Raw genomic sequence first — 23393 nt, 5'->3', positions numbered from 1 at the left:
GAATATAGTGTGCCCGGGATGACCTAGAAGACCCCAAGCGGTAGGTTTTATCTTAGGTTCTTTCTTAGGTTCTTGGCCGAATCGGCCCTGATTCGACGACCTGACGGAGGTGGACTGGGATGCCGATGGACGCCCGTGATATCGAATCGATGATCAAGGCAGCGATTCCCGATGCCGAGGTAACGATCCGCGATCTGGCCGGCGACGGCGACCATTACGCGGCCGCTGTCATATCCGAGTCATTCCGCGGCAAGTCCCGCGTCCAGCAGCACCAGATCGTCTATCAGTCGCTGAAGGGCCAGATGGGCGGCGTGCTGCACGCACTGGCCTTGCAGACCGGGGTGCCGGAAGGCTAGGCCCGACGGCGACCGGCGGGCGGGGGCCTCGAGCGATGGCAGACAATCCGCGCGGCGCGATGTTTCGCGTCATCGTGCCGAACCAGCACAGCCGCGTCACCAATGCCGAGCTGTTCTTCGATCTCGTCTTCGTCTTCGCCGTCACGCAGCTGTCGCATACCCTGCTGCACCACTTCACCCCATTGGGGGCGGTGCAGGTCACGGTGCTGTTCCTCGCGGTGTGGTGGGTGTGGGTCTACACCACCTGGGTCACCAACTGGCTCAATCCCGACCTGACGCCGGTCCGCCTGCTGCTGTTCGTCCTGATGCTGGGCGGGCTGCTGCTGTCGACCTCGATCCCGACCGCCTTCGAGGGCCGCGGGCTGTGGTTCGCCGGGACCTATGCGGCGATGCAGGTCGGCCGCACCGCGTTCTGGCTGCTGGCGACGCCGCGGCGCCGGACCGCGGTGCGCCACAACGCGATTCGCATCCTGACCTGGCTGTCCGGCTCGGCCGTGCTGTGGATTCTCGGCGGCTTCGCCGAGCACGAGACGCGGATGTGGCTGTGGATCGCGGCGCTGACCATCGAATATATCGCGCCGGCCGCGCGGTTCTGGACCCCGAGACTGGGCTTCTCCTCGATGGAGGCCTGGTCGGTCGAGGGCGGCCACATGGCCGAGCGCTGCGCCGGCTTCATCATCATCGCGCTCGGCGAGGCGATCGTGGTCGACGGCGCGACCTTCGCCGAGTTGACCTGGACGCCGGAGAATGTCGCCGCCTTCATCTCGGCACTGGTCGGCAGCATCGCGATGTGGTGGATCTATTTCCACAAGGGCGCCGAGGCCGGCTCGGACATGATCTCCAGGTCCGAGGAATCCGGCCGCGTGGCGCGGATCGCCTACACCTATCTGCACATGCCGATCGTCGGCGGCATCATCCTTACCGCGGTCGCCGACGAACTGGTGCTGAAGCACCCCGGCGGCCATTCCGACCTCAAGACGATCGTGAGCTCGGTCGGCGGCCCCGCGCTGTTCCTGGTCGGGACCATCCTGTTCAAATATGTGATCCGCAGTTTCCTGCAGCTCTCGCACGGCGTCGGCATCATCGCGCTGGCGATCACGGCGTATTTTGGGCATGACATGTCGCCGCTGATGCTCTCGATCGTCACCACCGCGATCATGATCGTGGTCGCGGCATGGGAGTCGATTTCGCTGCGCTCGACGGGTGAAGAGGAATAACAGCGGCCGCTAGCTGCGGCCGGCGGTCGCCACGCGGTGCTGCCAATAGACGAACAATGGTGCGCCGATCACTTCGAGCGCGGTGAAGCCCACGAAGGGCAGCGGTGGCAGGCCTACCATCAGCATCGACAGCACTCTGCCGATTCCGCCGAGGAAGATGCCGCCCCACACCACGCGAAACAGGACGCTTTCGCTCTCGATCCGCGGCACCAGCCAGAGCAGTGCGAGGCCGAGGCCAAGCCAGACCCCGCCGAAGAAGCGCAGGTTGCTGTCGAGCACCGGCAACGCCGGAACGCCGGATGAGGCGTAGAGCGGGTCGCTCACGCCGAGCATGGTGATGATGCCGGTAAGGATCGGAATGAGGGCGAGCACCACCGTTGCGACCTGCAGTGCACGCCGGCCCATGATCGTCGCCCCGTCTCCTGGTCCCCGTGCTACTCCGCCACCAGCGCGTGCACCGAGAACATGGTGTTGGCGTCGGTCCAGCTTTCGCGCACCGTCCAGCCCGCGCTGCGGGCCAGCGCGGTGAAACGCTCGAGCGAGTACTTGTAGCTGTTCTCGGTGTGAATGCTCTCGCCCGGGCGGAACGCGAAGGTGTTGCCAAGGATGCGCACGGTCTGCGCCTTGCGGCTGATCAGGTGCATCTCGATGCGATGGCGGTCGCGGTTGTAGATCGAGCGATGAGTGAAGCCCGACAGGTCGAAATTGCCGCCGAGCTCGCGGTTGATGCGAACCAGCACATTGAGGTTGAAGCGCGCGGTGACGCCGGCCGCGTCGTTATAGGCGTCGTACAGCACGCGCTCGTCCTTCTCGAGGTCGACGCCGATGATCATCTGCGCGCCGTGGCCGAGGATTTTTCGCGCGCTGCGCAGGAAGGCCAGGGCCTCGCTCGGCTCGAAATTGCCGAGCGTCGAGCCCGGGAAGAAGCCGACCTTCGGCATGTCGGCGACCGCCTCGGGCAGCGCGAACGGCGTGGTGAAATCGGCCGCGACGGGGTAGATGCCGAGCCCGGGGAAATCCTTGCGCAGGCCATCGGCCTGGGCCTTCAGGAAGTCGCCGGAGATGTCGACCGGCACATAGGCTGCGAATTCGCAATGCTCGAGCAGCAGCCGCACCTTGGTGGTCGCGCCGGCGCCGAACTCGACCAGCGCGGCACCTTCCGGAATGATCGCGGCGATCTCGTCGCCGCGGTCGCGCAGGATGCCGAGCTCGGTGCGCGTCGGATAATATTCCGGCAGCACCGTGATCTGCTCGAACAGCTCCGAGCCGGCGGCATCGTAGAAATATTTCGGCGACAGCCGTTTCGGGTGACGGGCGAGATCGCCGATCACATCGCCGGCAAATGCCGAGGTCGCTTCGTCGAATGGATACGCTTTGGCCAAAGCGGCGGCATGCACATTCATGATACTCTCCCGAACGCGCTTACCGACGCGTTATCGATGTCGACAGGACTCAATCAGGCATAGTCTGCGAGGCGTAACCCCGTGAATTGCCAGCGATGGTGTGGATAGAAGAAGTTGCGGTAGGTGACGCGGCTGTGACCTGACGGCGTCGCCAGCGACGAGCCGCGCAGCACGAGCTGGTTGACCATGAACTTGCCGTTGTACTCACCGAGCGCGCCTTCGATCGCGCGGTAGCCCGGGTAGGGCGAATAGGCGCTGCGGGTCCACTGCCAGACGATGCCGTAGGCGTCGTTCAGCAGGCCGGCGCGGGCCGCGACCTCCCACTCCATCTCGGTCGGCAGATGCTTGCCGGCCCAGCGGGCGAAGGCGTCGGCCTCGTAATAGCTGACGTGGCAAACCGGGGCCTTTGGGTCGACCGGCTGCAGGCCCCCCAGCGTCATGATCTTCCATTCGCCGTCGATCTGGCGCCAATGGCCGGGCGCCTGCCAGCCCTCGTTGCTCGCGGTGCCGAAGCCGTCCATCAGCCACAGCGTGGCGGTGGAATAGCCGCCGTCCTTCATGAAGGCGAGCCAGTCGGCATTGCTGACGAGGTTTTTCGCGAGCTTCACCGGACCGACCAGCGCGCGATGCGCGGGCTTCTCATTGTCGAAATGGAAGCTGTCGTCGGCATGGCCGACGGTGTGGATGCCTTCGTTGAGCGTCACCCATTGGTCGGCGCCGCGGTGCGACGCCGGGAAGCGCCAGGCCGGATCGTAGGCCGGCGGGATCGGGTTCTGCGCGAACGCATGCAGGATGTCGGTGTACATCAGCTCCTGATGCTGCTGCTCGTGATTGAGGCCGACCTCGACCAGCGGCACCAGCGCTTCGAGTTTCTCCGTCGTGGCGGTCTGGAAGAACTTCACCACCTCGGCGTCGACATGGCGGCGGTAGGCGGTGACTTCGTCTGCGGTCGGGCGGGTCAGATGGCCCCGCTGGTGTCGGGCATGCCGCGGGCCGGCGCTGACGTAATAGGAATTGAACAGATAGGCGTAGTCCGGGTGGAACGGCGTGTAGCCTTTGACATGCTCGCCGAGCAGAAACTGCTCGAAGAACCAGGTCGTATGGGCGCGGTGCCACTTGGCGGGGCTCGCATCCGGCATCGACTGGATCAGCTGGTCCTCGGGGGACAGCGGCGCGACCCTGCGCTCGGTCTCGTCGCGGACCGCGCGATAGGCGTCGACCAGGCGCTGGGCGAGCGGCCCGGATTCGGAGGATAGTGACGGGGAGGCCGCAGAATGGGTGGCGGCCACGGCAGAGGCTGGTTTCGTCACGAGGGTCTCCGATTCGACGGGGAGAACGTTGCTTCGGCAATCTGGTTCCTGACGGACAGTTCGTCCTAGATAGGGGCTCCGTTACGGGAAAAAAGCCTCCCCCCATGATGATATTGGGCCCGTCAGATAATCCCGGCGCCTTTTAGGCCGCCGCCCAGCCCCCGCCGCATGCCAGAATTCCGCCATTTTGCTTTGGATGCACAATGGTTTGAGCTACATATATAGCCAGTCACGGGTTAGAAGGGCGGGCCGGCCCGTTAAGGCCTGAGAGCGCCGCCCCCGAAGGAAGCGAAAATGAGCATCGAGCAATTCATCGACAACGAAGTGAAGTCGAACGACGTCGTGCTGTTCATGAAGGGCACGCCGCAATTCCCGCAGTGCGGGTTTTCCGGTCAGGTCGTGCAGATACTCGACCACATCGGTGTCGGTTACAAAGGTCTCAACGTTCTCGAATCGGCCGAGCTGCGCAACGGCATCAAGGTCTATTCGAACTGGCCGACGATTCCGCAGCTCTATGTGAAGGGCGAGTTCGTCGGCGGTTGCGACATCATCCGCGAGATGTTCCAGGCCGGTGAATTGCAGCAGCTGTTTGCCGACAAGGGCATCCCGGTCGACGTGGCCGCCTGACCTTGACCGCGCGCCGGATCGGCAAGGCGCGGCTCGACGTCATCGTTACCGACATCACGACGCTCCGCGTTGACGCCATCGTCAACGCGGCCAATTCCTCGCTGCTTGGGGGCGGCGGCGTCGACGGCGCGATCCACGACGCGGCCGGGCCCGAATTGCTTGACGAGTGTCGAACACTCAACGGCTGCGCAACGGGTGATGCCAAGATCACCAAGGGTTATCGGCTCCCTGCGAAGCACGTGATCCATGCCGTTGGTCCGATCTGGTATGGCGGCAACCGTGGAGAGGACGCCCATTTGGCGTCTTGCTATCGCCGCAGCATTGAGCTTTGCCGCGCCAGCAATTTGGCTTCGGTTGCGTTTCCGGCGATTTCGACCGGCGTCTTTCGCTTCCCGGCTGATCGGGCCGCCAAAATCGCCGTCAAAACTGTTGTCGATGCCCTGCCTTCGGCCCCAGGTCTTGCGCAGGTGACCTTCTGCTGCTTCTCCGCCCAAAGCGGCGAGCTGCATCAGGACGTCCTGGACGCCTTTGGGAGCCCTTGTGCCTGATGATACCGCCGCTACACTTCTCCGTGATTTCCGGAGAGGGATACATCAAATGCATTCATTTCGTTTGACGTGCGCGGCCGTGGCCACAGCGGTGGTGCTGGCGGCGCCGCCTGCGCGCGCCGAGGGCACCTATGAGATTCCGGCGGGCGCGCATTTCAATCCCGACAAGCTCGCCAAGATCGGCGAGTTCTTCAAGAACGAGGTCGCGACCGGCAAGATTCCCGGCGCCATCGTCCTGATCCAGCAGCACGGCAAGCCGGTCTATCACGAGGCCTTTGGCGTGCAGGACGTGGCCAGCAAGGTGCCGATTACGGACAAGACCATCTTCCGCCTGGCGTCGATGTCCAAGTCGATCACCGCCGTGGCCTCGATGCAGCTGCTGGAGGAGGGCAAGTACAAGCTCGACGATCCCGTCTCGAAATACATTCCATCCTTTGCCAACATGAAGGTCGGCGTCGAGAAGAAGGCCGAGGACGGCACCAAGACGCTCGAGCTGGTGCCGTTGAAGCGGCCTATCACGATCCTCGATCTGATGACGCATACGTCCGGCATCACTTACGGCTTCTATGGCGACAGCCTGGTCCGCAAGGCCTACAAGGCAGCCGACATCTATGGCGGCGATTTCGATCTCGCTGAATTCGCCGAGCGGATCGCCAGGCTGCCGCTGCACAACCAGCCCGGCGCGCTCTGGCAATACGGCCACTCCACCGACATCCTGGCGCGCGTGATGGAAGTGGCCACCGGCGAGAAGCTCTCGACCATCGAGCAGGAAAGGCTGCTCGGCCCGCTCGGCATGAAGGACACCGGCTTCTTCGTCACCGATCCCGAAAAGCAGAAGCTGATGGCCGAGCCGATGCCGAACGACAGCGATTTCCGGGTCGGCCGGGTCAACGATCCGACCAAGGTCAAGAAGTGGGAGTCCGCGAGCGGCGGCATGGTGTCGACCATGGCGGATTATTCGCGCTTCGCCCAGATGCTGCTCAATGGCGGCACGCTCGACGGCAAGACCATCCTGAAGCCCGAGACGTTCAAGGAGCTGACGACCGACCGTGTCGGCGCGGGCTCCGGCGTCGAGCGCGACTTCTTCTACTTTCCCGGCGATGGCTTCGGCTTCGGGCTCGGCATCGCGGTGCGTACCGATCCCGGCAATGCCAAGCCGCCGCCGCCCGGCGATCTCGGCGAGCTGAAATGGGACGGCGCCAGCGGCTGCTACTATATCATCGACCGCAAGCAGGACTTCTTCTTCGTCCTGCTGGAGCAGACGCCGAGCGAGCGCCAGCGCATCCAGCGGACCCTGAAGCTGCTCGTCTATGAAGCCATGGAGAACTGATATGCGTGGGTGCCGCGCGGTCGTCGCGGCACTCGTGCTCGCGCTGATCGCAACGAGCGCGAAGGCCGGCTCGGAGGGAGCGGCCGCGCACCGCTTCTCGGCGGGGGGTCTCGCCAAGGTCTCCGACTATGTCAGGAACGAGATCGCGAGCGGGAAGATTCCGGGCGCAATCCTGCTGCTGCAGCAGCACGGCAAGCCGGTCTATTACCAGAATTTCGGGGTCCGCGACGTTGCGACCGAGTTCTCGATGAGCGCGGATACCATCTTCCGGCTCTATTCGATGTCGAAGCCGATCACGACGGTCATCGCGATGATGCTGGTGGAGGAGGGCAAGCTCGCCCTCAGCGAGCCCGTGTCGAAATACATCCCGGCCTTTGCCGACATGAAGGTCGGCGTGGAAAAGCGCGGCGATGAAGGCAAGGCGACGATGTCGCTGGAGCCGCTCAAGCGCCCGGTGACCATCGAAGACCTGATGCGCCACACGGCGGGTCTGCCCTACGGTTATTATGGCGGCGGCGTCGTCAACAAGACCTACGCCGATGCCGGTCTGTTCAACGACGATCCCGACAATGCCGAATTCGTGGCGCGGCTCACCGCGTTGCCGCTCGCCGAGCAACCCGGCACGCGATGGGACTACGGCCATTCCACCGACGTGCTCGGCCGCATCATCGAGGTGATCACGGGCAAATCCCTGTTTCAGGTCGAGAAGGAGCGGCTGCTCGGCCCGCTCGGGATGAACGAAACCGCGTTCTATGTCGCCGACCCCGCGAAATGGCCGCTGATCGCCGAGCCGATGCCGAAGGATCGCACCATCAGTCCGGTCGCCGACGTCAGCGACCCGCGCCAGCCGCTGCGACGGGAATCCGGTGGCGGCGGCATGGTCGGCACCATCGGCGACTACGCACGCTTCTCGCAGATGCTGTTGAGCGGCGGCCTCTATGAGGGGCGGCGCTATCTGAAGAGCGAGACCATTGCGCTGATGGCGCGGGACCATATCGGTCCGGAGACCGGCGTGGTGCGCGACAAGAACTATTATCCGGGGCCGAACTCCGGCTTCGGCCTCGGCTTCGCGGTGCGCACCTCGGTGCCGGAGAATACGTCCTGGCCGCTCGGCGAATATCGCTGGGACGGCGTCGGCGGCACCTTTTTCTTCATCGATCCCGCCGACGATCTGTTCGGGATCTTCATGGTGCAGACGCCGACCCAGCGCGGCCGGATCCAGCAGGAGCTGAAGACACTGATCTACCAGGCGATGGGACGCTGAGGCGCTTCGTAGCCCGGATGGAGCGTAGTGCAATCCGGGATAGCTCGATCCGCAGGGACGCGTCCCCGGACTTCGCTACGCTCCATCCGGGCTACGGATCTACGCCGCCCGCACGATGTCCCTGACGTGATCGACGGCTTCCTCGATCATCGCCGCTGACACGTCGAGATGCGTGCAGGCCCTGATCCGGCCGTCCATCATCGCGAGCGTCACGCCGCGCTTGCGCAGCTCGGCGACCATCTTGTCGCCGGATACGCCGGCGCCGTCGGGCTTGAAGAACACGAGGTTGGTCTCGGGCGCCTGCACCGCGATGCCGTTGATCTGCGACAGTCCGCGCGCCAGCGCCCGCGCATTGGCGTGGTCGTCGGCGAGGCGATCGACATGGTGATCGAGCGCGTAGATGCAGGCGGCGGCACAAACGCCGGACTGCCGCATCGAGCCGCCGAGCCGCTGCTTCCAGCGCCAGACGTCGTCGATGAAGGCGCGGGTGCCGGCGATCACGCCGCCGATCGGCGCGCCGAGGCCCTTGGAGAAATCGATCCAGGCGGAATCCCAGCCCGCGGTCATGTCGCGCGGCGAGATGCCGGAGGCGACGGTTGCGTTCAACAGCCGCGCGCCGTCCATGTGTGTCACCAGCCCGTTGGCCTTGGCGATGCGCACGACCTCGTCGAGCGCAGCCTTCTTCCAGATCGTGCCGCCGCCGATATTGGCGGTCTGCTCGACGCTGACCAGCACCTGCGGCGGCTGGTAGCGGGTGCGCGGATGCAGCGCGGCGCGAAACGTCTCCGGCGTGAACTGGCCGTCATCGCCCGGCAGCTGTGTGACCTGGAAACCGCCGAGCGCCGCATGTGCGCCGCCCTCGCGCGCGATGATATGCGCGGTCGCGTGCGCCAGGATCTCGTCGCCCGGGCGGCAATAAGCCAGCGTCGCGGCGACGTTGCACATCGTGCCCGACGGCATGAACACCGCGGCTTCCTTGCCGAGCAGGTCGGCGACGCGGGCGTTGAGCTCGTTGGTGGTCGGATCGTCGCCGACCTGCTCGTCGCCGACCGCAGCCTTCGCCATCGCCTCGCGCATCGCGGGCGTCGGCTTCGTTTGCGTGTCCGACAACAGGTTGATGCGGACGGCGGGCGCCTTCGGATCGGGCTGGGCAGGGGTGTAGTGCATGATGTCTCTCTCGGTCGATGTGCACCGACTTTAGCCAAACAAAAAGGCCCCGGCAAAACCGGGGCCTTTCGGATCTCGCATGCGTGCTGTGATCAGCGCGAATAGAATTCGACGATCAGATGCGGCTCCATCTGCACCGGGAACGGCACGTCGCCGAGCGCCGGGATGCGGACGAACTTCGCGGTCATCTTGCCGTGATCGACCTCGAGGAAGTCGGGCAGGTCACGCTCGGGCAGCTGGGCGGCTTCCAGCACCGGGGTGAGCTGCTTGGAGGATTCCTTGACCTCGATGGTGTCGCCGATCTTCAGCTTGTAGCTGCCGATGTTGACCTTGCGGCCGTTCACCTTGACGTGGCCGTGGTTGATGAACTGGCGCGCGGCGAACATCGTGGCGACGAACTTGGCACGATAGACCACGGTGTCGAGACGGCGCTCGAGCAGACCGATCAGGTTCTCGCCGGTGTCGCCCTTCAGGCGGCTGGCCTCGACATAGATGCCGTGGAACTGGCGCTCGGAAATGTTGGCGTAGTAGCCCTTGAGCTTCTGCTTGGCGCGGAGCTGCACGCCGAAGTCGGAGAGCTTGCCCTTGCGGCGCTGGCCGTGCTGGCCGGGGCCGTATTCGCGGCGGTTCACGGGGCTCTTCGGGCGGCCCCAGATATTCTGGCCCATGCGGCGATCGATCTTGTACTTCGCCTCACTGCGCTTTGTCATCGCGTCCTCTTTGATAGCCGTCGCACCCAGCGACAGGCGTTTTGTCAGTTTCAGGTTTGAGGAGACGCGCCCTCCTGTGTACCGGCCAAAAGGCCTGCACCGACAGGTCCGCCTCGAAAGCTCGGGGAGAACCACGGGTCGCGAAACGCATCGCGGGCCGAAAACCGGCCCGCGAGCAAGGGTGGTCTTAAGGAGAAAGTCCGGTCCTGTCAAACAAAACGCAGGGCATTTTGGGCCGAATCGGCGTCAAAATTGGCCAGTTTTGCGCCTCAAAGGCGGTTCCCGGCCGCTCGCACCGGCCGGGCCTCGGCTTGTGGCCGGATCGCGGCCAATTCCGCGGCGATTTCGCCGCCCAGCATCTGCTCCAGCCGGGTTAGCGTCTTCGCGATCAGGGCGGCATCGCAGACCAGGTGGTCCCAGCGCAGCACCACGTCGACGGTGTGGTCCGGCTTGATCGCGCCATAGCTCAGCAGGAACGGCCCCGGGCTCAACGCGTGCAGCTCGCCGGGGCCATAGGCCGCGACCGAGGTCACGCCGAAGCTGCCGCAGAAATTGGCGCGCTGGCGGCCGAAATTCATCCCGATCGCCCAGGCCAGGCGGCGCAGCGGAAACGGCAGCCGCGTCACACAGAGCGTTTTGCGAAAGGACGGGATCTCGTTCAGTGGCGCGGTCTTGGCACGCCGGATCAGCGTGTCGACCTCGGCCAGTGCCATCTCGTCGGCGGCGCAGACGCGCTCGAACAGCACGCAGTCCTCACCCTTCTCAACGCGCGCAACGGCCACCATGCCGACGCTGCGCGGCAGCTCATAGAGGCAGGGCCAGGGCCATTTGACGTGCAGCGTGCGCAGTGTCGGATCGGTTTTGGCGACCAGCGCGAACGCCTTGACGAAGATGGCGGCCCAGCCCGGCGCTTGCGCTGCGCGAGCGCGGGCCTCGACCACCGCGCGGACGTTCAGGGTGCGCGTCAGGGAGACCAGCGGCACGCCGGCCGATGCGTGCATCAGATCGGCGACGAGACGGCGCGGCAATGAAATTCGACGAAATTTACCGCGCATCTGATTGGTTCACGTCCCTGCAAACAGGCAAAATCAAAGGTCCGGCGCGTTCAATCGTTGCTCACCGCACCTGAAGCTGAGGTGTACCAACTGGTCAGAGATCAATTGGTTCGGCTCACGGCGCGGGTTTTGCCAAGGGCTCGCCGGCCTTGACCACATAGACACCGAGCACCTTGAGCGGCTTGTCGCCGGAAGTCTTGGCGTCGTGCACCGCGCCTTCCGGGATCTGGTAGGAATCGCCGGCCTTCAGCTTCAACGGCGGCTGGCCGTCGATCAGAAGCTCAAGCTCGCCTTCGAGCACATAGCCGGTTTCCGCACCGGGATGGGTGTGACGCCCCGACGCACCCCCGGCTGGAACCTCGGCAATCGCGGTCACCGTGTTGTACCCCGCCGGGAAGTCGACTTTCTGCAACGGCGTTCGCTTGATACCGCTCTGCTGCGCCAAGGCAGCGCCAGCATCGACAAAGGCAGCGCCGGCACCGGCAAAGGCAATCACGGAGAGACCGAGCAGCAATTTCCTGAACATGCATTTTCCTCCCAACCGCCGAAACTCTAGCAGCGCGGAATCCCGGCGAAAAGCAGGCGATGTGTGATGTAGGCTTTCGACATTGGGATTAGTCCGTTCATCCAAGTGCGCAGGCTGTCGAGGATTTATGCGCGGCCGGGCTTACACAGGGCTTACAGGCTGTTCAGGCAATTGCAGTGCGCACCGTTCAGTTTGTCGCCGGCGCGCTGCGGTGCGTTCATGAACGTGAAGGAACTTCTTCAGCCGCGATGCTCGCTCAGCGCCTGATCCCGGCGAACGCGGCGGCGATGCCGCGCTGGAACAGCGACCAGTCGAAGCCGAGCGCGAGCGCAAGGTAGCCGCGGTCGATCATCGCATTGGCCTGCTCGGCGGTGCGCGCCACGCCGCCGATCGGCACGCCGCTCTTCATGATGCCTTGCTCGGCGCGCTGCATCAGCGCGACCACTTCGGGATCGTCCGGCAGGCCGCGCTTGTTGATCGAGGTGGCGAGATCGCCGGGGCCGATCACGGCGAGGTCGATGCCCGGCGTCGCCATGATCTCGTCGATCCGGTTCACGGCATCGACATGCTCGATCGTGATGATGCAGATCATGTCGTCGTCGGCGGTCGCCATGTAGTCGTTCATCGAGACGCCCCAGCGGAACGGCGCATGGAAGGGACCCCAGAGCCGGTCGCCCTTCGGCGGATAGCGCACGCTGCGCACGGCTTTCTCCGCGTCCGCGCGGGTGCAGATCATCGGGAAGTTGATGCCGAGCGCGCCGATATCCATCGGGGCCTTGGCGAGGTGCGGTTCGTTGGCCGCGATCCGCACCATCGGCACGCAAGGCGTGCCCGACGTCGCCACGATCATCGCATGCGCGGTGCCGAGGTCGATCGGGCCGTGCTCGAGATCGACGATGATCCAGTCCAGCGACTGCGCCATGATCTGAACGGTCTGGATGCTCGGAATGGTCGCGATCGCGCCGAAGGTCGGGCGCTTGTCGCGCCAGGCCTGGCGCAGGCGGTTGAGCGGCGTCAGCGGTGCTGAGGTCAATGCAGTGCTCCCTCGATGAGGCGAGGGGAAGCTAGCAGCCCATGGTGACGGCGAAAAGGATCAGGCCGGAACACGGCCGCCGAAGAACGGCGTCAGTGCCTCACTCAGCGCATGCGGGCGCTTCGAGGTGAAGATCATCTCGGCGCCGGCCTCGTCGCTCTCCGAGCCGGCCGGGCCGAGCAGGTCGGCGACCCGGCGGGCGATCGCCGGTGCCGGATCGATCCAGTCGACCGGCCAGGGCGCGAGCCTGGCCAGGCGTTCCAGCAGCAGCGGGTAATGCGTGCAGGCGAGCACCACGGTGTCGGTGCGGGCGGGGTCGTTGGCGCCGTCGCCGATGAAGCAGGGCGCAAGCTCGGCGGCGATGTCCTCGTCGCGCACGCGCGCGCCGCTGAGGGCTGCTTCCGCCAGCGAGGCGAGCTCGCCTGAGCCGACCAGCGTTACCTCGCAGCCCTGCGCAAAATCCGAGATCAGCTTGCGGGTGTATTCCCGCTTCACGGTGCCCCTGGTGCCGAGCACCGAGACGCGCCGTGTCCTCGACTGTGCGCAGGCCGGCTTGATCGCCGGCACCGTGCCGACGAAGGGCAAGGGATAGGCATCGCGCAGATGCGACATCACCAGCGTCGACGCCGTGTTGCAGGCGATCACCACGAGATCGGGCGCGTGGGCCTCGATCAACTCGCCGACCAGCGGCACCACGCGGGCGATGATCTCGTCCTCGCCGTGGTGGCCGTAAGGGAAGAAGGCGTCGTCGGCGACGTAGACATAGTGGGCGTCGGGCCGGGCGCGGACGATCTCGCGCAGCACGGTGAGGCCGCCGAGGCCGGAATCGAACACCAGGATGGTCGGGGGAGTGGACACGGTGAAAAGTCTATCCGAGGCAGGGTTACCATTCAGTTGTTTTTGGCTATCCGGCCTCTGCGGCCGACAAAAGGCGGTGAAGGCGGGAATTTCATATGGCTTTGGCCAATACCTGCAAGTATCACGGCAAACTATTGCTGCGACGTGTGAAATCCAACTGGGGCCGCCGGGGACCAATTGACCATGATCCGCAATACGACCGCAAGCTGGGGCTCGCTCGCCCGCGCATTCCACTGGGTGCTCGGCATCGCCATCATCGGCATGCTGGCCTATGGCTGGTGGATGAACCACATCCCGGCGCGGGCGGACAAGTTCTTCTACCGCTCGATCCATGCCGACATCGGCTATCTGGTGCTGCTCCTCACCGTGCTGCGGCTGCTCTGGCGCGGCGTCAACCCGACGCCTGCGCTGCCGGCCGACATGCCCTCGTGGCAGCGGATCGCCGCCCGGGTCAGCCATGGTGCGCTTTACGCCGTCACCATCCTGGTGGCGATGCTGGGCTGGGCGCATTCCGGCTCCCGCGCGCAGGACTATTCGAGCTTCTTCGGCCTGTTCCACGTTCCCCAGATCACTTCGCCCGACAAGGCGGCGGCAGATGCCTTTGAGCATCGCCACATCTTTTTCGCCTATGTGCTGCTGGCACTGATCGTGCTGCACCTCGCGGCGGTGGCCTTCCATCATTTCGTCAGGCGCGACCGCGTCGCGGTGCGGATGGTGGGGGCGGGTGAGGCCGACCCCGCGCATTAGGCGCGCGCGGTCCGCTCCGGCGTTGCAAAGCGGTCGCCGGCGCGGGGAGAATTGCGCTACCCTGTGACGAATGGGGCGGCCATCGCGGCTCGAATGCTCATGAACGATCCTGCGCGGGACAACGCGAACTGGCGGATGCCGGACGAGGGGGCGCCGCATGCCGCCACCTGGATGGCGTTTGGCGCCAGTGCCGCGATCTGGGGCGGCAAGTTGCTGCCGGTTGCGCGCAACAATCTCGCCGGCATTGCCAAGACCATTGCGGCCTATGAACGCGTCAACATGCTGGTGCGCGAGGAGGATCACGACATCGCTGCGCGGCTTTGCGGCCCTGCGGTCAGCCTCGTCGTGCAGCCGGTCGATGACGTCTGGATGCGCGACACCGGGCCGGTCTTTGTCAGCGATGCGTCGGGGCAGCTTGGCGCGATCGGTTTCAACTTCAACGGCTGGGGCAACAAGCAGCGCCATGCGCTCGATGCGGCGGTCGCAGAGCGGGTGGCCAGGGCCGCGAAGGCGGTGTTCGTCAAGGCCGGCCTGGTGCTGGAAGGCGGCGGGATCGAAGTCGACGGTGAGGGGACCGCCATCATCACCGAGAGCTGCGTCCTCAACCCAAATCGCAATCCGGGTGTGTCCAAGGACCAATGCGAAGCTGAACTGTCCCGCGTCCTCGGGCTCGACAAGATCATCTGGCTGCCGGGCATTGCCGGCAAGGACATCACCGACGGGCATACCGACTTTTACGCGCGGTTTGCCAGCCCCGGCGTCGTGGTCGCCGGCCTCGAACCGGACGCGTCGTCGTTTGACCACGCGGTGACGAAACGACATCTGGAGATCCTGCGCGGTGCGACAGATGCCAAGGGCCGGCGTCTCGACGTCGTGGCGCTGCAGGGACCGTCGACCTGGCGCGCAAAATACGGCAATAACGACTTCGCCGCCGGCTACATCAATTTCTACGTCTGCAACGGCGCCGTGATCGCGCCGGAATTCGGCGACCCGGCTGCGGACAGCAATGCGCGCGACAAGCTGCGCGATCTGTACCCGGACCGCGAAATCATCCAGCTCAACATCGATGGCATCGCCGCCGGTGGCGGCGGCATACACTGCACCACGCAGCAGCAGCCGCGCTTGTGAACACGGCCGCGATTTGATCGCGGCCGTGCTTGAGGTGGTTCATGAAACGGCGTGCGCGGCGCTAAATCGCGATGAGATCAGGTTTAATCGTCATCGCGCTTTGGATTCTTGATTGGAGCATGATCTTTTTCGGAAAACCGCTTCACACTTTTCCGGATCATGCTCTAGCCCGCCGGCATCTGCTTCTCGACAAGCCGCACCCAGTAGGACGCGCCGTGGCCGAGGATGTTGTCGTTGAACTTGTAGGCCGGGTGGTGGCACATCGGGCCGTCGCCCATGCCGAGGAACACGAACGCGCCGGGACGCGCCTCCAGCATGAATGCGAAATCCTCGGCGCCCATCACGGGCACCAGATTGTCGTTGACACGATCGGCGCCGACCACGTCACGGGCGACCTCGGCGGCGACGCCGGCCTCGCGCGCGTGGTTCAGCGTCACCGGGTACATCCGCCCATAGTCCGTCTCGGCCGATCCGCCATAGGCCTTGGCGATGCTGGAGGCGACCTCGCCGATCCGGCGCTCGACCAGATCGCGGACACCCGGATCGAGCGTGCGCACGGTGCCGCCCAGCGTGACCGTCTCCGGGATCACGTTGAACGCGGCGCCGGCCTCGAACATGGTGATCGAGATGACCGCCGATTTCAGCGGATCGACATTGCGCGACACGATCGACTGCAGCGCGTTGATGATCTGGGCGCCGATCAGCACGCTGTCGACCGCCTCGTGCGGGGCCGCACCGGCGTGGCCGCCCTTGCCGTGGACGACGATCTTCAGCGTGTCCGACGAGGCCAGCATCGGGCCGGGCGTGGTCGCGAAATAACCCTCGGGCAGGCCGGGCATGTTGTGCAGGCCATAGACCTCCTGGATGCCCCAGCGGGTCATCAGCCCGTCGTCGACCATCGCCTTGCCGCCGGCGCCGCCTTCCTCGGCGGGCTGGAAGATCACCACCGCGGTGCCGTCGAAATTGCGGGTCTCGGTGAGATATTTTGCGGCGCCCAGCAGCATCGCGGTGTGGCCGTCATGGCCGCAGGCGTGCATCTTGCCGGGGACCTTCGAGGCATAGGCGACGCCCGAGGCCTCGGCGATCGGCAGCGCGTCCATGTCGGCGCGCAGCCCGATGGTCTTGCCCGAGGTCGACTTGCGGCCGCGGATGACGCCGACCACGCCGGTGCGCCCGATCCCCGTCACCACCTCGTCGCAGCCGAACTCGCGTAGCCTGTCGGCGACAATGCCGGCGGTGCGGTGGACTTCGTAAAGCAGTTCAGGATTCTCGTGGAAGTCATGGCGCCAGGCGGCCATTTCATCCGAAAGGGCGGCAACGCGATTGACGATGGGCATGGGAAGCGTCCGTTTCTTGTGAGCTTTGGTGGGTGGGCAGCGTAGCGTAACCCGCCGCGATGTCACGTGGGAATGGCACCAGCCCGTAGCCCGGATGAAGCGCAGCGCAATCCGGGAGCCCGGCACGCGGCGCGATCCCGGATTTCGCTTCGCTCCATCCGGGCTACAGGGACAGTCTACAAATTCGCCAGCCCGCATTCGACGGCGAGGCGGACCAGCTGGGCGTCGGTCCGCATCCCGGTCTTGGCCTTGATCAGGTAGTGGTAGTTCTGCACGGTCTTGGTGCTGAGATTGAGGTTGGCGGCGATCTGCTCCTTGGTGCTGCCGGCTGCCAATTGTCGCAAGATCTCGATCTCGCGGTCGCCGAGCTGGTCGAGCGCCGATTGGGTCGGCACCAGGCTTTCCAGCGCGAGCACGCGTGCGACGTCGTCGCTCATCGCATGCTCGCCGCGCGCCACCGAGCGGATGGCGGTGATCAGCTCGGCCGGCTCGCTGCCTTTGGTGACGAAGCCGCTCGCGCCGGCCGCGAACGCCGCCTTCACCTGGGCCGCTTCGCTGTGCATGCTGAAGACCAGGATGCGGGCGTCGGCATCGCGCGCGCGGATGTTGCGGATCGCTTCCAGGCCGCTGGCGCCGGGCATCGAGATGTCCATCACGACCACGTCGGGCTGGTGCGCCTTGAACGCGCGATAGGCATTGGCGGCGTTGTCGGCCTCGGCCACCACGCGAAAATCGTCCTGGTGCTCGAGCACGCGCCGGTAGCCCTGGCGGACGACGGGATGATCGTCCACCAGCAGGATCGAGATGCCCCGAATCTTCGCAGGTGTCGTCGTCACGGTGGTCATCTCAGGCGGCGAGCGGGATCGTGGCGGCGACGGAGAGGCCGCGGCTGGCGCGCGCGATCGACAGCGAGCCGCCGAGCGCTGCGACGCGCTCGCTGACGCCGGTGAGGCCGAAGCCCGCCGATTGCGCCACCTTGGCCGCATCGCCGCCGCCATCGTCCTCGACGCGCACCAGCAGCGCGTTCTCCGCGCCGGTCCGCCGCTCGATCCGCAGCACGATCTCGCGCGCCGCACTGTGGCGCAACGCGTTGGTCAGGCACTCCTGCGCGACGCGATAGGCTGTTGCGGCGACCGTGCCGCTGATGTCGGCGAGGTCGCCGTGCAGATCGAGCTGGATCATCGGCTGCGCCGAGCGCGATCGCCAGCTGTCGACGAGATCGACCAGGCTTGCCTCGAGACCGAGCTCCTCGGCCGGCGGATGGCGCAGCCGGTTCAGCGTATCGCGCAGGCATGCCATAATGCGCCGTGTCGCCTGCGAGATCATCCGCGCGTCCTGCGCAATCTCGGTGCCGGCGGCGTACTTGTCGCCGGAGCTCACCTCGATCGTGTTGGCGAAGGCGAGGATCGCGGTGAGGTTCTGGCCGAACTCATCGTGCAACTCGCGGGCGAGGGTACGGCGTTCGTCGTTGCGGATTTCGAGCAGCCGCCGTGTCAGCACGGTGCGCTCCTCCTCGGCCTGCGCGAGGCGGTCGCCGAGATCGCCGACGGCGCGTCCGATCATCGCAAGCTCCATCGAGCGGATCCGCGGCAGCGGCGTGCGGTACTCGCCATCGGCCATGCGCCGCAGCGCCGATACGATCGAGTGCGCGGGCGCCAGCGTGTGCGCGATCGCAAGCGAAGCAAGCAGCGCGATCGCGAGCGCCATCAGCAGCGCGACATGGATGTTGTCCAGGATGTGCTGCCAGGCGAGCGCGATCGCGGCGTCAGGACTGGCGGTGGCGCGTACGGTTCCCGCGGTCGCGGCGCGGGCGCTGATCGGCCGTTCCACGGTGGCGTGATCGCCGAGCACCATCTGCACCACGGCCGCGAACCAGCGCGGTGGTGCCTTGCCGATCCCCTTGCTCTGGCCGCAGAGCGGTGTCTCGAAGGCGCCGGCCGGCTCGAACTGCACGCAGATCCCGGGCGCGATCAGGCCCATGGTCTCGATGGTGCGCCACTCCGGCGCCGGCAGCAATTGCTCGCGCATCCGGTTGCTGCGCAGCAGCAATTCGCGCCAGTACAGCGCTTCGAGCGCCTGCGAGACCCGCTGGGCGGACGCCTCGGTCGCGCGATCGACGCTGCGATAGGCGTCGATCGTGGCCCAGACGGTGGCCGCGCCGAGGCACAGCGCGACGATGACGAGCAGGCGGGCGACCAGTTGAAGCACGAGGCGCATGCGATCACTCCACGGCCAGCGCATGATCCGGAGCAGCGTGAAGCGGCTTTCCGGGGAACATCATGCCCAAACGAGAGCGTGATGCTAACAGCAGCGGTATTCCCCGCCAATCGCAAGCGTGCGAAGCTGTGCAGGTCGGGAAATTTGCCCGACCAAATCTGGGCAGATGTCTTTGGACGGCGCCGGCCGGCTCTGCTCTAACGGCAAACGAGGCCCGCGCAGAGCCTCAATGAAACAGGCGGCACAGGGAGCTCACGCAGCATGGATGCCAAGGTCGACGCCGCGGCCGCATCGGCCGGCACGGACGCGGCGGAGCGCAGTGTCCTGCTGCTCTGGATGATCTTCACCGGCCTGTCGATCTTCGCCGCGTTCCTGCTGTGGCGCTACGGGCTGATCCGCCTGATGGTCAATTCCGACCGCACCTACATTTCCAGCGTCATCGCAGTTCTCTACATCGTCACCTGCATCCATTGCTTCTGGCGGACGCGGGCGATCGCGCGGGAAGGCGAGGTGGCGCGTTCCTGCCGCACGATCCTCGCCGCGCCAGACGGCGTGAAGGCACTTGCCGCCGATGGGCGCGGCCTGCCCGGCGGCCTCGTCACCGATCACATCAAGAGCCTGGTGCAGAAAGCCGACGCACAGGCCAAAGGCCGCATCGATCAGACCCTGCTGCTGCGCACGCTGGCCGACCGCCTGCGCGGCTCGAACGGTTTCGGCGCCTTCGTCTCCGACACGCTGATGAAGCTCGGCCTGCTCGGCACCATCATCGGCTTCATCATCATGCTGGCGCCGATCGCCTCGCTCGATGCCGCCGACAAGGTCGCGATGAAATCGTCGATGGGCCTGATGAGCGACGGCATGGCGGTCGCGATGTACACCACGCTGGCCGGGCTGATCGGATCGATCCTGGTCCGGATCCAGTACTACATGCTGGATTCCGCGACCCAGCGGGTGTTCTCCGACACCGTCGTGCTGACCGAGACGCACGTCACGCCGGCGCTTGAACGCCGCCTTGGCACGCCCCTTGGGTCGCCGCCATGATGGACGAGTTCGGGCTCTATCCGCGCGAGGAGCCGTTCGATCCGCTCGGCGTGATGCTGTTCAAGGCGCTGCAGGTGATCGCCTTCCTGTTCTTCCTGGCGTTGCTGGCGGTGTCGCCGGATTCCAAGGAAGGCAAGATCGAATCCAAGGCGGAGTTCATCATCACGATGGACTGGCCCGACAACCACCCCGATGATCTCGACCTGTTCGTGCAGGACCCCGCCGGCAACATCGCCTGGTATCGGCATCGCGAGGCCGGCTTCCTGACGCTCGACCGCGACGACCGCGGCGGCGCCAACGACTTCATCGTGGTCAACGGCAAGAAGATCGCATCGCCAATCCGCGAGGAGATCGTCACCTTGCGCGGCATCGTCGCCGGCGAGTACACCGTCAACGTCTCGCATTTCCAGGCCACCACCGGCGAGCCGGTACAGGCCAATATCAAGGTGCAGAAGCTCAATCCGACCGCGCAGGTGATCTTCGACGACAAGCTGACGGTCGATCACACCGGCGACGAGAAGACCGCGGTGAGGTTTCGTCTCGACGCCGAGGGCAAGGTGATCAACGTCGACCGGCGGCCGAAATCGCTGCTCGAGACCTTCCGCAGCAGTTGGCGCAACGGCGCCGACCTCGATCCGAACACCGGCGTCCCGAAATCCGGCGTGAGGGTGCTGCGCAATGATTAGCTTGCAGTCAGTGATCCTGACCATTGCGGTCGCTTACGCGGTGATCGGCGCGCTGCTGCTGATCGTGCTGGTCTATGCGCGGCTGCACTGGTCGCTGAAGGCGGTCGTGATCGTCGTCACCAGCGCGTTCTACTTCGTCAGCTTCGGCGGCATGCGCGGGCTGCTCGGCTGGGCGTCCGCGGAAAAGCTGCCGGCGAACTTCAAGCTGCTGTCGACCCGGATCGTGGAGCCGCATTCGCTGGAGGGCGACCCGGGCTCGATCTACCTCTGGGTCGAGGAACTCGACGAGGACAACCGGCCGAGCGCGGTGCCGCGCGCCTTCCGCATTCCCTACAGCGACGCCCTGGCGGAGCAGACCCACACCGCCGAGAACGAGATCAAGGCCGGACATCCGCAAGGCGGGCGGGCGGCCGATTTCGGCGGTGGCGACGGCACCATCATGGACTTCGTCAGGGAGTACATCACCCCGAAGACGATCCTGGAGACCACCGGCGGCGATTCCACGACGGGAACTTTCGTGCCGCCCCCGGCCGGGGCGCAGGGGTCGGTTTTCAACCCGCTGCCGCCGCCCCGGATGCCGCCCAAGGACGAGCAGCGATAGGGTACGCGGACCGGGTCAGGATGGCATAAAAATAGGGATCGCCAATAATCAGTCAGCGGGATGGACAGTAGTCATCCGGAATTCCTCAATCCCCTGAACCGTGTAGTCTTGAGGCTAACCGGGGCTAGATTTCATCCCCAAGCCATTTTCCCGGCAAAGGGGCCGCTGCGTGAAGCGGCCCCTTTCGATTCCGGCGTCCTGTTCCGGCGCAGCGAGGCGGCCTCACAGCACGGTCAGGAACGCGATTGCGAGCACCATCAGCCATCCCACGATGATGAGCGATGCCACCGCGCCTGCGGTGATCTTGGCGATCTCCTTGAAGGTCATCGGCCGGTCCATGTGAGCCTCTCCCTTGGTGCCTCTGAGGAGATAGGTACGGACTGGCGGATCGCGCAGGACCCTCTCGGTGTCGTCCTGGCGTTCGCCAGGACGACGAACAGGGGGACCTCGCCTGGCCCGACCCGGGCTGCAGGACCGCGGCCCCGTCCAGGCCGCATGGCTGTCATCTCGCAAAGTCTGTCTGACAGATATTGAAATCTGTCAGCGGGATGGTGTATATACTCAGCATGCCCAAGGGAGGAGGGCGCCCAGTGGCTGTTCCGGTGTTTGGCCGGGAGAGCCGTACTTAATTTGACTACCTCGAAGGACTACCTCCATGACGATAGAAATCTTTCAATTGACCGCCCAGATTCAACAGTGGCTCAATCTTCGCGTCGCCCGCCACTTGGCCGCCCAGGCCGCCAAGTTCAGCCGCGGCCAGGACAGCGATAACCAGACGGTAAACGCATGAACGAGGCGGTGGTTTTGACTCCCGAGCGGATCCTTGAGGCAACTGAGGATGTCTTGAGGCGCTTTGGACTTAGCAAGGCCACCGTTGTCGACGTTGCCCGTGCGCTGGATGTCAGCCACGGCAGCGTCTACCGTCACTTCCCCAGCAAGGCCTCCCTGCGCGACGCCGTCGCCAAGCGCTGGCTCGACCGCGCCAATGAGCCATTGTGCAAGCTCGCGGCCGGCGATGGCCCGGCGCCGGAGCGGCTGGAGAAATGGCTGCGCACCGCCTTTACGATCAAGCAGAAGAAGGTCTGCGACGATCCCGAGATGTTCGCGACCTACCTCGCGCTGGCGCAGGACGCCCGCGAGGTGGTGGAAGCCTACAAGGACAAGCAGGTCGATCTGATCGCGAAGATCCTGTCCGACGGTGTCGCGCAGGGCGTGTTCGAGGTCGACAATGTGAAGGCGACCGCGCGCGCCGTGTTCGACGCGACCGTCCGCTATCATCACCCGGCGCATGCCGAGGAATGGGCCAAGCCGGAATGCCCGTCGCGGATCGACGCGCTGCTGGCCCTGCTGCTGCGAGGCCTGCGGGTCTGCAAGCCCTGACCGACCCGTCTTCCGTCATCCTCTGATCATTTGACGCCTCTGGCCCGATTGCGAGCCCGGGGCCGCGTGTGCTTGATATCAGGCAGGGATCATCCACGCGGACCACGATGCGGCTTGCACTGTTTGCCGATATTCATGCCAACCGGCAGGCCTTCGCCGCCTGCCTCGATGCCGCGCGGGCGCGCGGCGCCGAGCGGCTGATCTGCCTCGGCGACATCGTCGGCTACGGCGCCGATCCCGAATGGGCCGTCGACACGGTGATGGACCTCGTCGGCAAGGGCGCGATCGCGGTGCGCGGCAATCATGACAATGCGATCGGTGTGCCGAGCGACAGCATGAACGCCGATGCGCAGGCCGCGATCGACTGGACCCGCAACCGTCTCAGCGGCGAGCAGAAGGCGTTCCTCGCCGAGCTCCCGATGTCGCGGCAGGAAGACAATCGGCTCTACGTGCACTCGGAGGCGTCCGATCCGGTGAAGTGGCGCTATGTCCGCGATACCGCGGACGCCGCGCGCAGCATGATGGCGACCGAGTTGCAGATCACCTTCTGCGGCCACATCCATCGTCCCGGCCTCTATTCGATGTCCTCGACGGCCAAGATGACGAGCTTCGTTCCGACCTCGGGCGTCGCGGTGCAGTTGTTGCCGGGGCGGCGCTGGCTCGCCGTGCTCGGCTCGGTCGGCCAGCCGCGCGACGGCGATCCCGCGGCGTCGTTCGCGATGTTCGACACGGTCAGCCGCGAGATCACCTATCACCGCGTGCCCTACGACGTCGCGACCGCGGCTGCGCGCATCAAGGCGAGCGGCCTGCCGCTCTGGCTCGCCGACCGTCTGCCGCTCGGCAGGTGAAGCA

At 65.4% G+C, this 23393-nt stretch carries 26 protein-coding genes; 14 read left to right on the top strand and 12 right to left on the bottom strand.

Going from position 1 to position 23393, the window contains the following annotated elements:
* Nucleotides 1-119 precede the first annotated feature (119 nt).
* Both BRSPCE3_RS34275 and BRSPCE3_RS34270 read left to right on the top strand, forming a co-directional pair.
* Complete coding sequence (locus BRSPCE3_RS34275) at nt 120-356, top strand: BolA/IbaG family iron-sulfur metabolism protein (protein WP_244071273.1); 237 nt, start codon at nt 120-122, stop codon at nt 354-356.
* A gap of 35 nt (nt 357-391) precedes the next feature.
* Nucleotides 392-1573, top strand: coding sequence for a low temperature requirement protein A (locus tag BRSPCE3_RS34270; protein WP_244071271.1), 1182 nt, complete (start codon nt 392-394; stop codon nt 1571-1573).
* A gap of 9 nt (nt 1574-1582) precedes the next feature.
* Here BRSPCE3_RS34270 and BRSPCE3_RS34265 read toward each other — a convergent pair whose 3' ends face one another.
* The 3 genes from BRSPCE3_RS34265 to egtB are packed head-to-tail and all read right to left on the bottom strand — an operon-like array spanning nt 1583 to nt 4286.
* Nucleotides 1583-1978 (bottom strand): DUF4345 domain-containing protein, encoded by a 396-nt coding sequence (locus tag BRSPCE3_RS34265; protein WP_244071269.1) that lies wholly within the window; start codon nt 1976-1978, stop codon nt 1583-1585.
* A gap of 29 nt (nt 1979-2007) precedes the next feature.
* Complete coding sequence (egtD, locus tag BRSPCE3_RS34260; protein ID WP_244071267.1) at nt 2008-2976, bottom strand: L-histidine N(alpha)-methyltransferase; 969 nt, start codon at nt 2974-2976, stop codon at nt 2008-2010.
* Between the two features lie 53 nt (nt 2977-3029).
* Nucleotides 3030-4286, bottom strand: a complete 1257-nt coding sequence (egtB, locus tag BRSPCE3_RS34255) for an ergothioneine biosynthesis protein EgtB (protein ID WP_244071265.1) — start codon at nt 4284-4286, stop codon at nt 3030-3032.
* Between the two features lie 294 nt (nt 4287-4580).
* Here egtB and grxD point away from each other — a divergent pair, with 294 nt between their 5' ends.
* From grxD to BRSPCE3_RS34235, 4 genes are read left to right on the top strand one after another with little or no spacing between them, the layout of a single operon-like run.
* The gene (grxD, locus tag BRSPCE3_RS34250; protein WP_016843475.1) at nt 4581-4913 is read left to right on the top strand and encodes a Grx4 family monothiol glutaredoxin; all 333 of its coding nucleotides are present in this window, start codon (nt 4581-4583) and stop codon (nt 4911-4913) included.
* Entirely contained in the window at nt 4910-5461 is a 552-nt protein-coding gene (locus BRSPCE3_RS34245; RefSeq protein WP_244071333.1) for an O-acetyl-ADP-ribose deacetylase, read from the top strand. The genes grxD and BRSPCE3_RS34245 overlap by 4 nt, the downstream gene beginning before the upstream one ends.
* A 49-nt stretch (nt 5462-5510) precedes the next feature.
* Nucleotides 5511-6791 (top strand): serine hydrolase, encoded by a 1281-nt coding sequence (locus BRSPCE3_RS34240; protein ID WP_244071263.1) that lies wholly within the window; start codon nt 5511-5513, stop codon nt 6789-6791.
* A 1-nt stretch (nt 6792) separates the two neighbouring features.
* Complete coding sequence (locus BRSPCE3_RS34235; protein WP_244071261.1) at nt 6793-8055, top strand: serine hydrolase; 1263 nt, start codon at nt 6793-6795, stop codon at nt 8053-8055.
* 99 nt (nt 8056-8154) lie between these two features.
* On the opposite strand, the gene BRSPCE3_RS34230 is transcribed toward BRSPCE3_RS34235, so the two are convergent.
* From BRSPCE3_RS34230 to murI, 6 genes are all read right to left on the bottom strand, one after another.
* Entirely contained in the window at nt 8155-9222 is a 1068-nt protein-coding gene (locus tag BRSPCE3_RS34230) for a low specificity L-threonine aldolase (RefSeq protein WP_244071259.1), read from the bottom strand.
* Nucleotides 9223-9314: 92 nt separating this feature from the next.
* Complete coding sequence (rpsD, locus tag BRSPCE3_RS34225) at nt 9315-9932, bottom strand: 30S ribosomal protein S4 (RefSeq protein ID WP_244071257.1); 618 nt, start codon at nt 9930-9932, stop codon at nt 9315-9317.
* 269 nt (nt 9933-10201) lie between these two features.
* On the bottom strand, nt 10202-10987 hold the full coding sequence (locus tag BRSPCE3_RS34220; protein WP_244071255.1) for an acyltransferase: 786 nt from the start codon (nt 10985-10987) through the stop codon (nt 10202-10204).
* Between the two features lie 115 nt (nt 10988-11102).
* Nucleotides 11103-11513 (bottom strand): cupin domain-containing protein, encoded by a 411-nt coding sequence (locus BRSPCE3_RS34215; RefSeq protein ID WP_244071253.1) that lies wholly within the window; start codon nt 11511-11513, stop codon nt 11103-11105.
* Nucleotides 11514-11769: 256 nt separating this feature from the next.
* A complete protein-coding gene (locus BRSPCE3_RS34210) occupies nt 11770-12546 on the bottom strand; it encodes an HpcH/HpaI aldolase/citrate lyase family protein (RefSeq protein WP_244071251.1) in 777 nt (258 codons plus the stop codon).
* Between the two features lie 60 nt (nt 12547-12606).
* Nucleotides 12607-13404: a glutamate racemase gene (gene murI / locus BRSPCE3_RS34205; protein ID WP_244071248.1), complete on the bottom strand. Its 798-nt coding sequence runs from the start codon at nt 13402-13404 to the stop codon at nt 12607-12609.
* 183 nt (nt 13405-13587) lie between these two features.
* Here murI and BRSPCE3_RS34200 point away from each other — a divergent pair, with 183 nt between their 5' ends.
* On the top strand, nt 13588-14151 hold the full coding sequence (locus BRSPCE3_RS34200; RefSeq protein WP_244071246.1) for a cytochrome b: 564 nt from the start codon (nt 13588-13590) through the stop codon (nt 14149-14151).
* A gap of 99 nt (nt 14152-14250) precedes the next feature.
* Entirely contained in the window at nt 14251-15279 is a 1029-nt protein-coding gene (locus BRSPCE3_RS34195; RefSeq protein ID WP_244071244.1) for an agmatine/peptidylarginine deiminase, read from the top strand.
* Between the two features lie 164 nt (nt 15280-15443).
* On the opposite strand, the gene BRSPCE3_RS34190 is transcribed toward BRSPCE3_RS34195, so the two are convergent.
* The 3 genes from BRSPCE3_RS34190 to BRSPCE3_RS34180 form a co-directional block, all read right to left on the bottom strand.
* Nucleotides 15444-16616, bottom strand: a complete 1173-nt coding sequence (locus BRSPCE3_RS34190) for a M20 aminoacylase family protein (protein ID WP_244071241.1) — start codon at nt 16614-16616, stop codon at nt 15444-15446.
* Nucleotides 16617-16792: 176 nt separating this feature from the next.
* Nucleotides 16793-17461: a response regulator transcription factor gene (locus BRSPCE3_RS34185; protein WP_244071240.1), complete on the bottom strand. Its 669-nt coding sequence runs from the start codon at nt 17459-17461 to the stop codon at nt 16793-16795.
* Nucleotide 17462: 1 nt separating this feature from the next.
* Nucleotides 17463-18833 carry a histidine kinase gene (locus BRSPCE3_RS34180; protein ID WP_244071238.1) on the bottom strand — a complete coding sequence of 457 codons (1371 nt, stop codon included), beginning with the start codon at nt 18831-18833 and terminating at the stop codon, nt 17463-17465.
* 261 nt (nt 18834-19094) lie between these two features.
* Here BRSPCE3_RS34180 and BRSPCE3_RS34175 point away from each other — a divergent pair, with 261 nt between their 5' ends.
* The 6 genes from BRSPCE3_RS34175 (at nt 19095) to BRSPCE3_RS34155 (ending at nt 23389) form a co-directional block, all read left to right on the top strand.
* Entirely contained in the window at nt 19095-19874 is a 780-nt protein-coding gene (locus tag BRSPCE3_RS34175) for a MotA/TolQ/ExbB proton channel family protein (protein WP_244071237.1), read from the top strand.
* A complete protein-coding gene (locus BRSPCE3_RS34170) occupies nt 19871-20560 on the top strand; it encodes a hypothetical protein (protein ID WP_244071235.1) in 690 nt (229 codons plus the stop codon). The genes BRSPCE3_RS34175 and BRSPCE3_RS34170 overlap by 4 nt, the downstream gene beginning before the upstream one ends.
* Nucleotides 20553-21161 carry a hypothetical protein gene (locus BRSPCE3_RS34165; RefSeq protein ID WP_244071234.1) on the top strand — a complete coding sequence of 203 codons (609 nt, stop codon included), beginning with the start codon at nt 20553-20555 and terminating at the stop codon, nt 21159-21161. Before BRSPCE3_RS34170 ends, BRSPCE3_RS34165 begins: the two co-directional genes overlap by 8 nt.
* A 655-nt stretch (nt 21162-21816) precedes the next feature.
* The gene (locus tag BRSPCE3_RS36090; RefSeq protein ID WP_256375171.1) at nt 21817-21951 is read left to right on the top strand and encodes a hypothetical protein; all 135 of its coding nucleotides are present in this window, start codon (nt 21817-21819) and stop codon (nt 21949-21951) included.
* Entirely contained in the window at nt 21948-22541 is a 594-nt protein-coding gene (locus tag BRSPCE3_RS34160; RefSeq protein ID WP_244071232.1) for a TetR family transcriptional regulator, read from the top strand. The genes BRSPCE3_RS36090 and BRSPCE3_RS34160 overlap by 4 nt, the downstream gene beginning before the upstream one ends.
* Nucleotides 22542-22648: 107 nt before the next feature.
* Nucleotides 22649-23389: a metallophosphoesterase gene (locus BRSPCE3_RS34155; protein ID WP_244071230.1), complete on the top strand. Its 741-nt coding sequence runs from the start codon at nt 22649-22651 to the stop codon at nt 23387-23389.
* Nucleotides 23390-23393: the final 4 nt, after the last annotated feature.

The organism is Bradyrhizobium sp. Ce-3, assembly GCF_022835695.1.
In the GTDB taxonomy this organism is placed as follows: Bacteria; Pseudomonadota; Alphaproteobacteria; order Rhizobiales; family Xanthobacteraceae; genus Bradyrhizobium.
This window is presented reverse-complemented; position numbering and strand designations above follow the sequence as displayed.

Excerpts from the sequence above, each read along its gene's own strand:
- grxD (WP_016843475.1), top strand. The coding sequence starts at position 4,581 with ATGAGCATCGAGCAATTCATCGACAACGAAGTGAAGTCGAACGACGTC.
- BRSPCE3_RS34190 (WP_244071241.1), bottom strand. The coding sequence starts at position 16,616 with ATGCCCATCGTCAATCGCGTTGCCGCCCTTTCGGATGAAATGGCCGCC.
- BRSPCE3_RS34275 (WP_244071273.1), top strand. The coding sequence starts at position 120 with ATGCCGATGGACGCCCGTGATATCGAATCGATGATCAAGGCAGCGATT.
- BRSPCE3_RS34235 (WP_244071261.1), top strand. The coding sequence starts at position 6,793 with ATGCGTGGGTGCCGCGCGGTCGTCGCGGCACTCGTGCTCGCGCTGATC.
- BRSPCE3_RS34185 (WP_244071240.1), bottom strand. The coding sequence starts at position 17,461 with ATGACCACCGTGACGACGACACCTGCGAAGATTCGGGGCATCTCGATC.
- BRSPCE3_RS34240 (WP_244071263.1), top strand. The coding sequence starts at position 5,511 with ATGCATTCATTTCGTTTGACGTGCGCGGCCGTGGCCACAGCGGTGGTG.
- BRSPCE3_RS34230 (WP_244071259.1), bottom strand. The coding sequence starts at position 9,222 with ATGCACTACACCCCTGCCCAGCCCGATCCGAAGGCGCCCGCCGTCCGC.
- BRSPCE3_RS34270 (WP_244071271.1), top strand. The coding sequence starts at position 392 with ATGGCAGACAATCCGCGCGGCGCGATGTTTCGCGTCATCGTGCCGAAC.
- BRSPCE3_RS34175 (WP_244071237.1), top strand. The coding sequence starts at position 19,095 with ATGGATGCCAAGGTCGACGCCGCGGCCGCATCGGCCGGCACGGACGCG.
- BRSPCE3_RS34155 (WP_244071230.1), top strand. The coding sequence starts at position 22,649 with ATGCGGCTTGCACTGTTTGCCGATATTCATGCCAACCGGCAGGCCTTC.
- BRSPCE3_RS34180 (WP_244071238.1), bottom strand. The coding sequence starts at position 18,833 with ATGCGCCTCGTGCTTCAACTGGTCGCCCGCCTGCTCGTCATCGTCGCG.
- BRSPCE3_RS34265 (WP_244071269.1), bottom strand. The coding sequence starts at position 1,978 with ATGGGCCGGCGTGCACTGCAGGTCGCAACGGTGGTGCTCGCCCTCATT.
- BRSPCE3_RS34195 (WP_244071244.1), top strand. The coding sequence starts at position 14,251 with ATGAACGATCCTGCGCGGGACAACGCGAACTGGCGGATGCCGGACGAG.
- egtD (WP_244071267.1), bottom strand. The coding sequence starts at position 2,976 with ATGAATGTGCATGCCGCCGCTTTGGCCAAAGCGTATCCATTCGACGAA.
- BRSPCE3_RS36090 (WP_256375171.1), top strand. The coding sequence starts at position 21,817 with ATGACGATAGAAATCTTTCAATTGACCGCCCAGATTCAACAGTGGCTC.
- BRSPCE3_RS34200 (WP_244071246.1), top strand. The coding sequence starts at position 13,588 with ATGATCCGCAATACGACCGCAAGCTGGGGCTCGCTCGCCCGCGCATTC.
- BRSPCE3_RS34165 (WP_244071234.1), top strand. The coding sequence starts at position 20,553 with ATGATTAGCTTGCAGTCAGTGATCCTGACCATTGCGGTCGCTTACGCG.
- rpsD (WP_244071257.1), bottom strand. The coding sequence starts at position 9,932 with ATGACAAAGCGCAGTGAGGCGAAGTACAAGATCGATCGCCGCATGGGC.
- BRSPCE3_RS34220 (WP_244071255.1), bottom strand. The coding sequence starts at position 10,987 with ATGCGCGGTAAATTTCGTCGAATTTCATTGCCGCGCCGTCTCGTCGCC.
- BRSPCE3_RS34215 (WP_244071253.1), bottom strand. The coding sequence starts at position 11,513 with ATGTTCAGGAAATTGCTGCTCGGTCTCTCCGTGATTGCCTTTGCCGGT.
- BRSPCE3_RS34170 (WP_244071235.1), top strand. The coding sequence starts at position 19,871 with ATGATGGACGAGTTCGGGCTCTATCCGCGCGAGGAGCCGTTCGATCCG.
- BRSPCE3_RS34160 (WP_244071232.1), top strand. The coding sequence starts at position 21,948 with ATGAACGAGGCGGTGGTTTTGACTCCCGAGCGGATCCTTGAGGCAACT.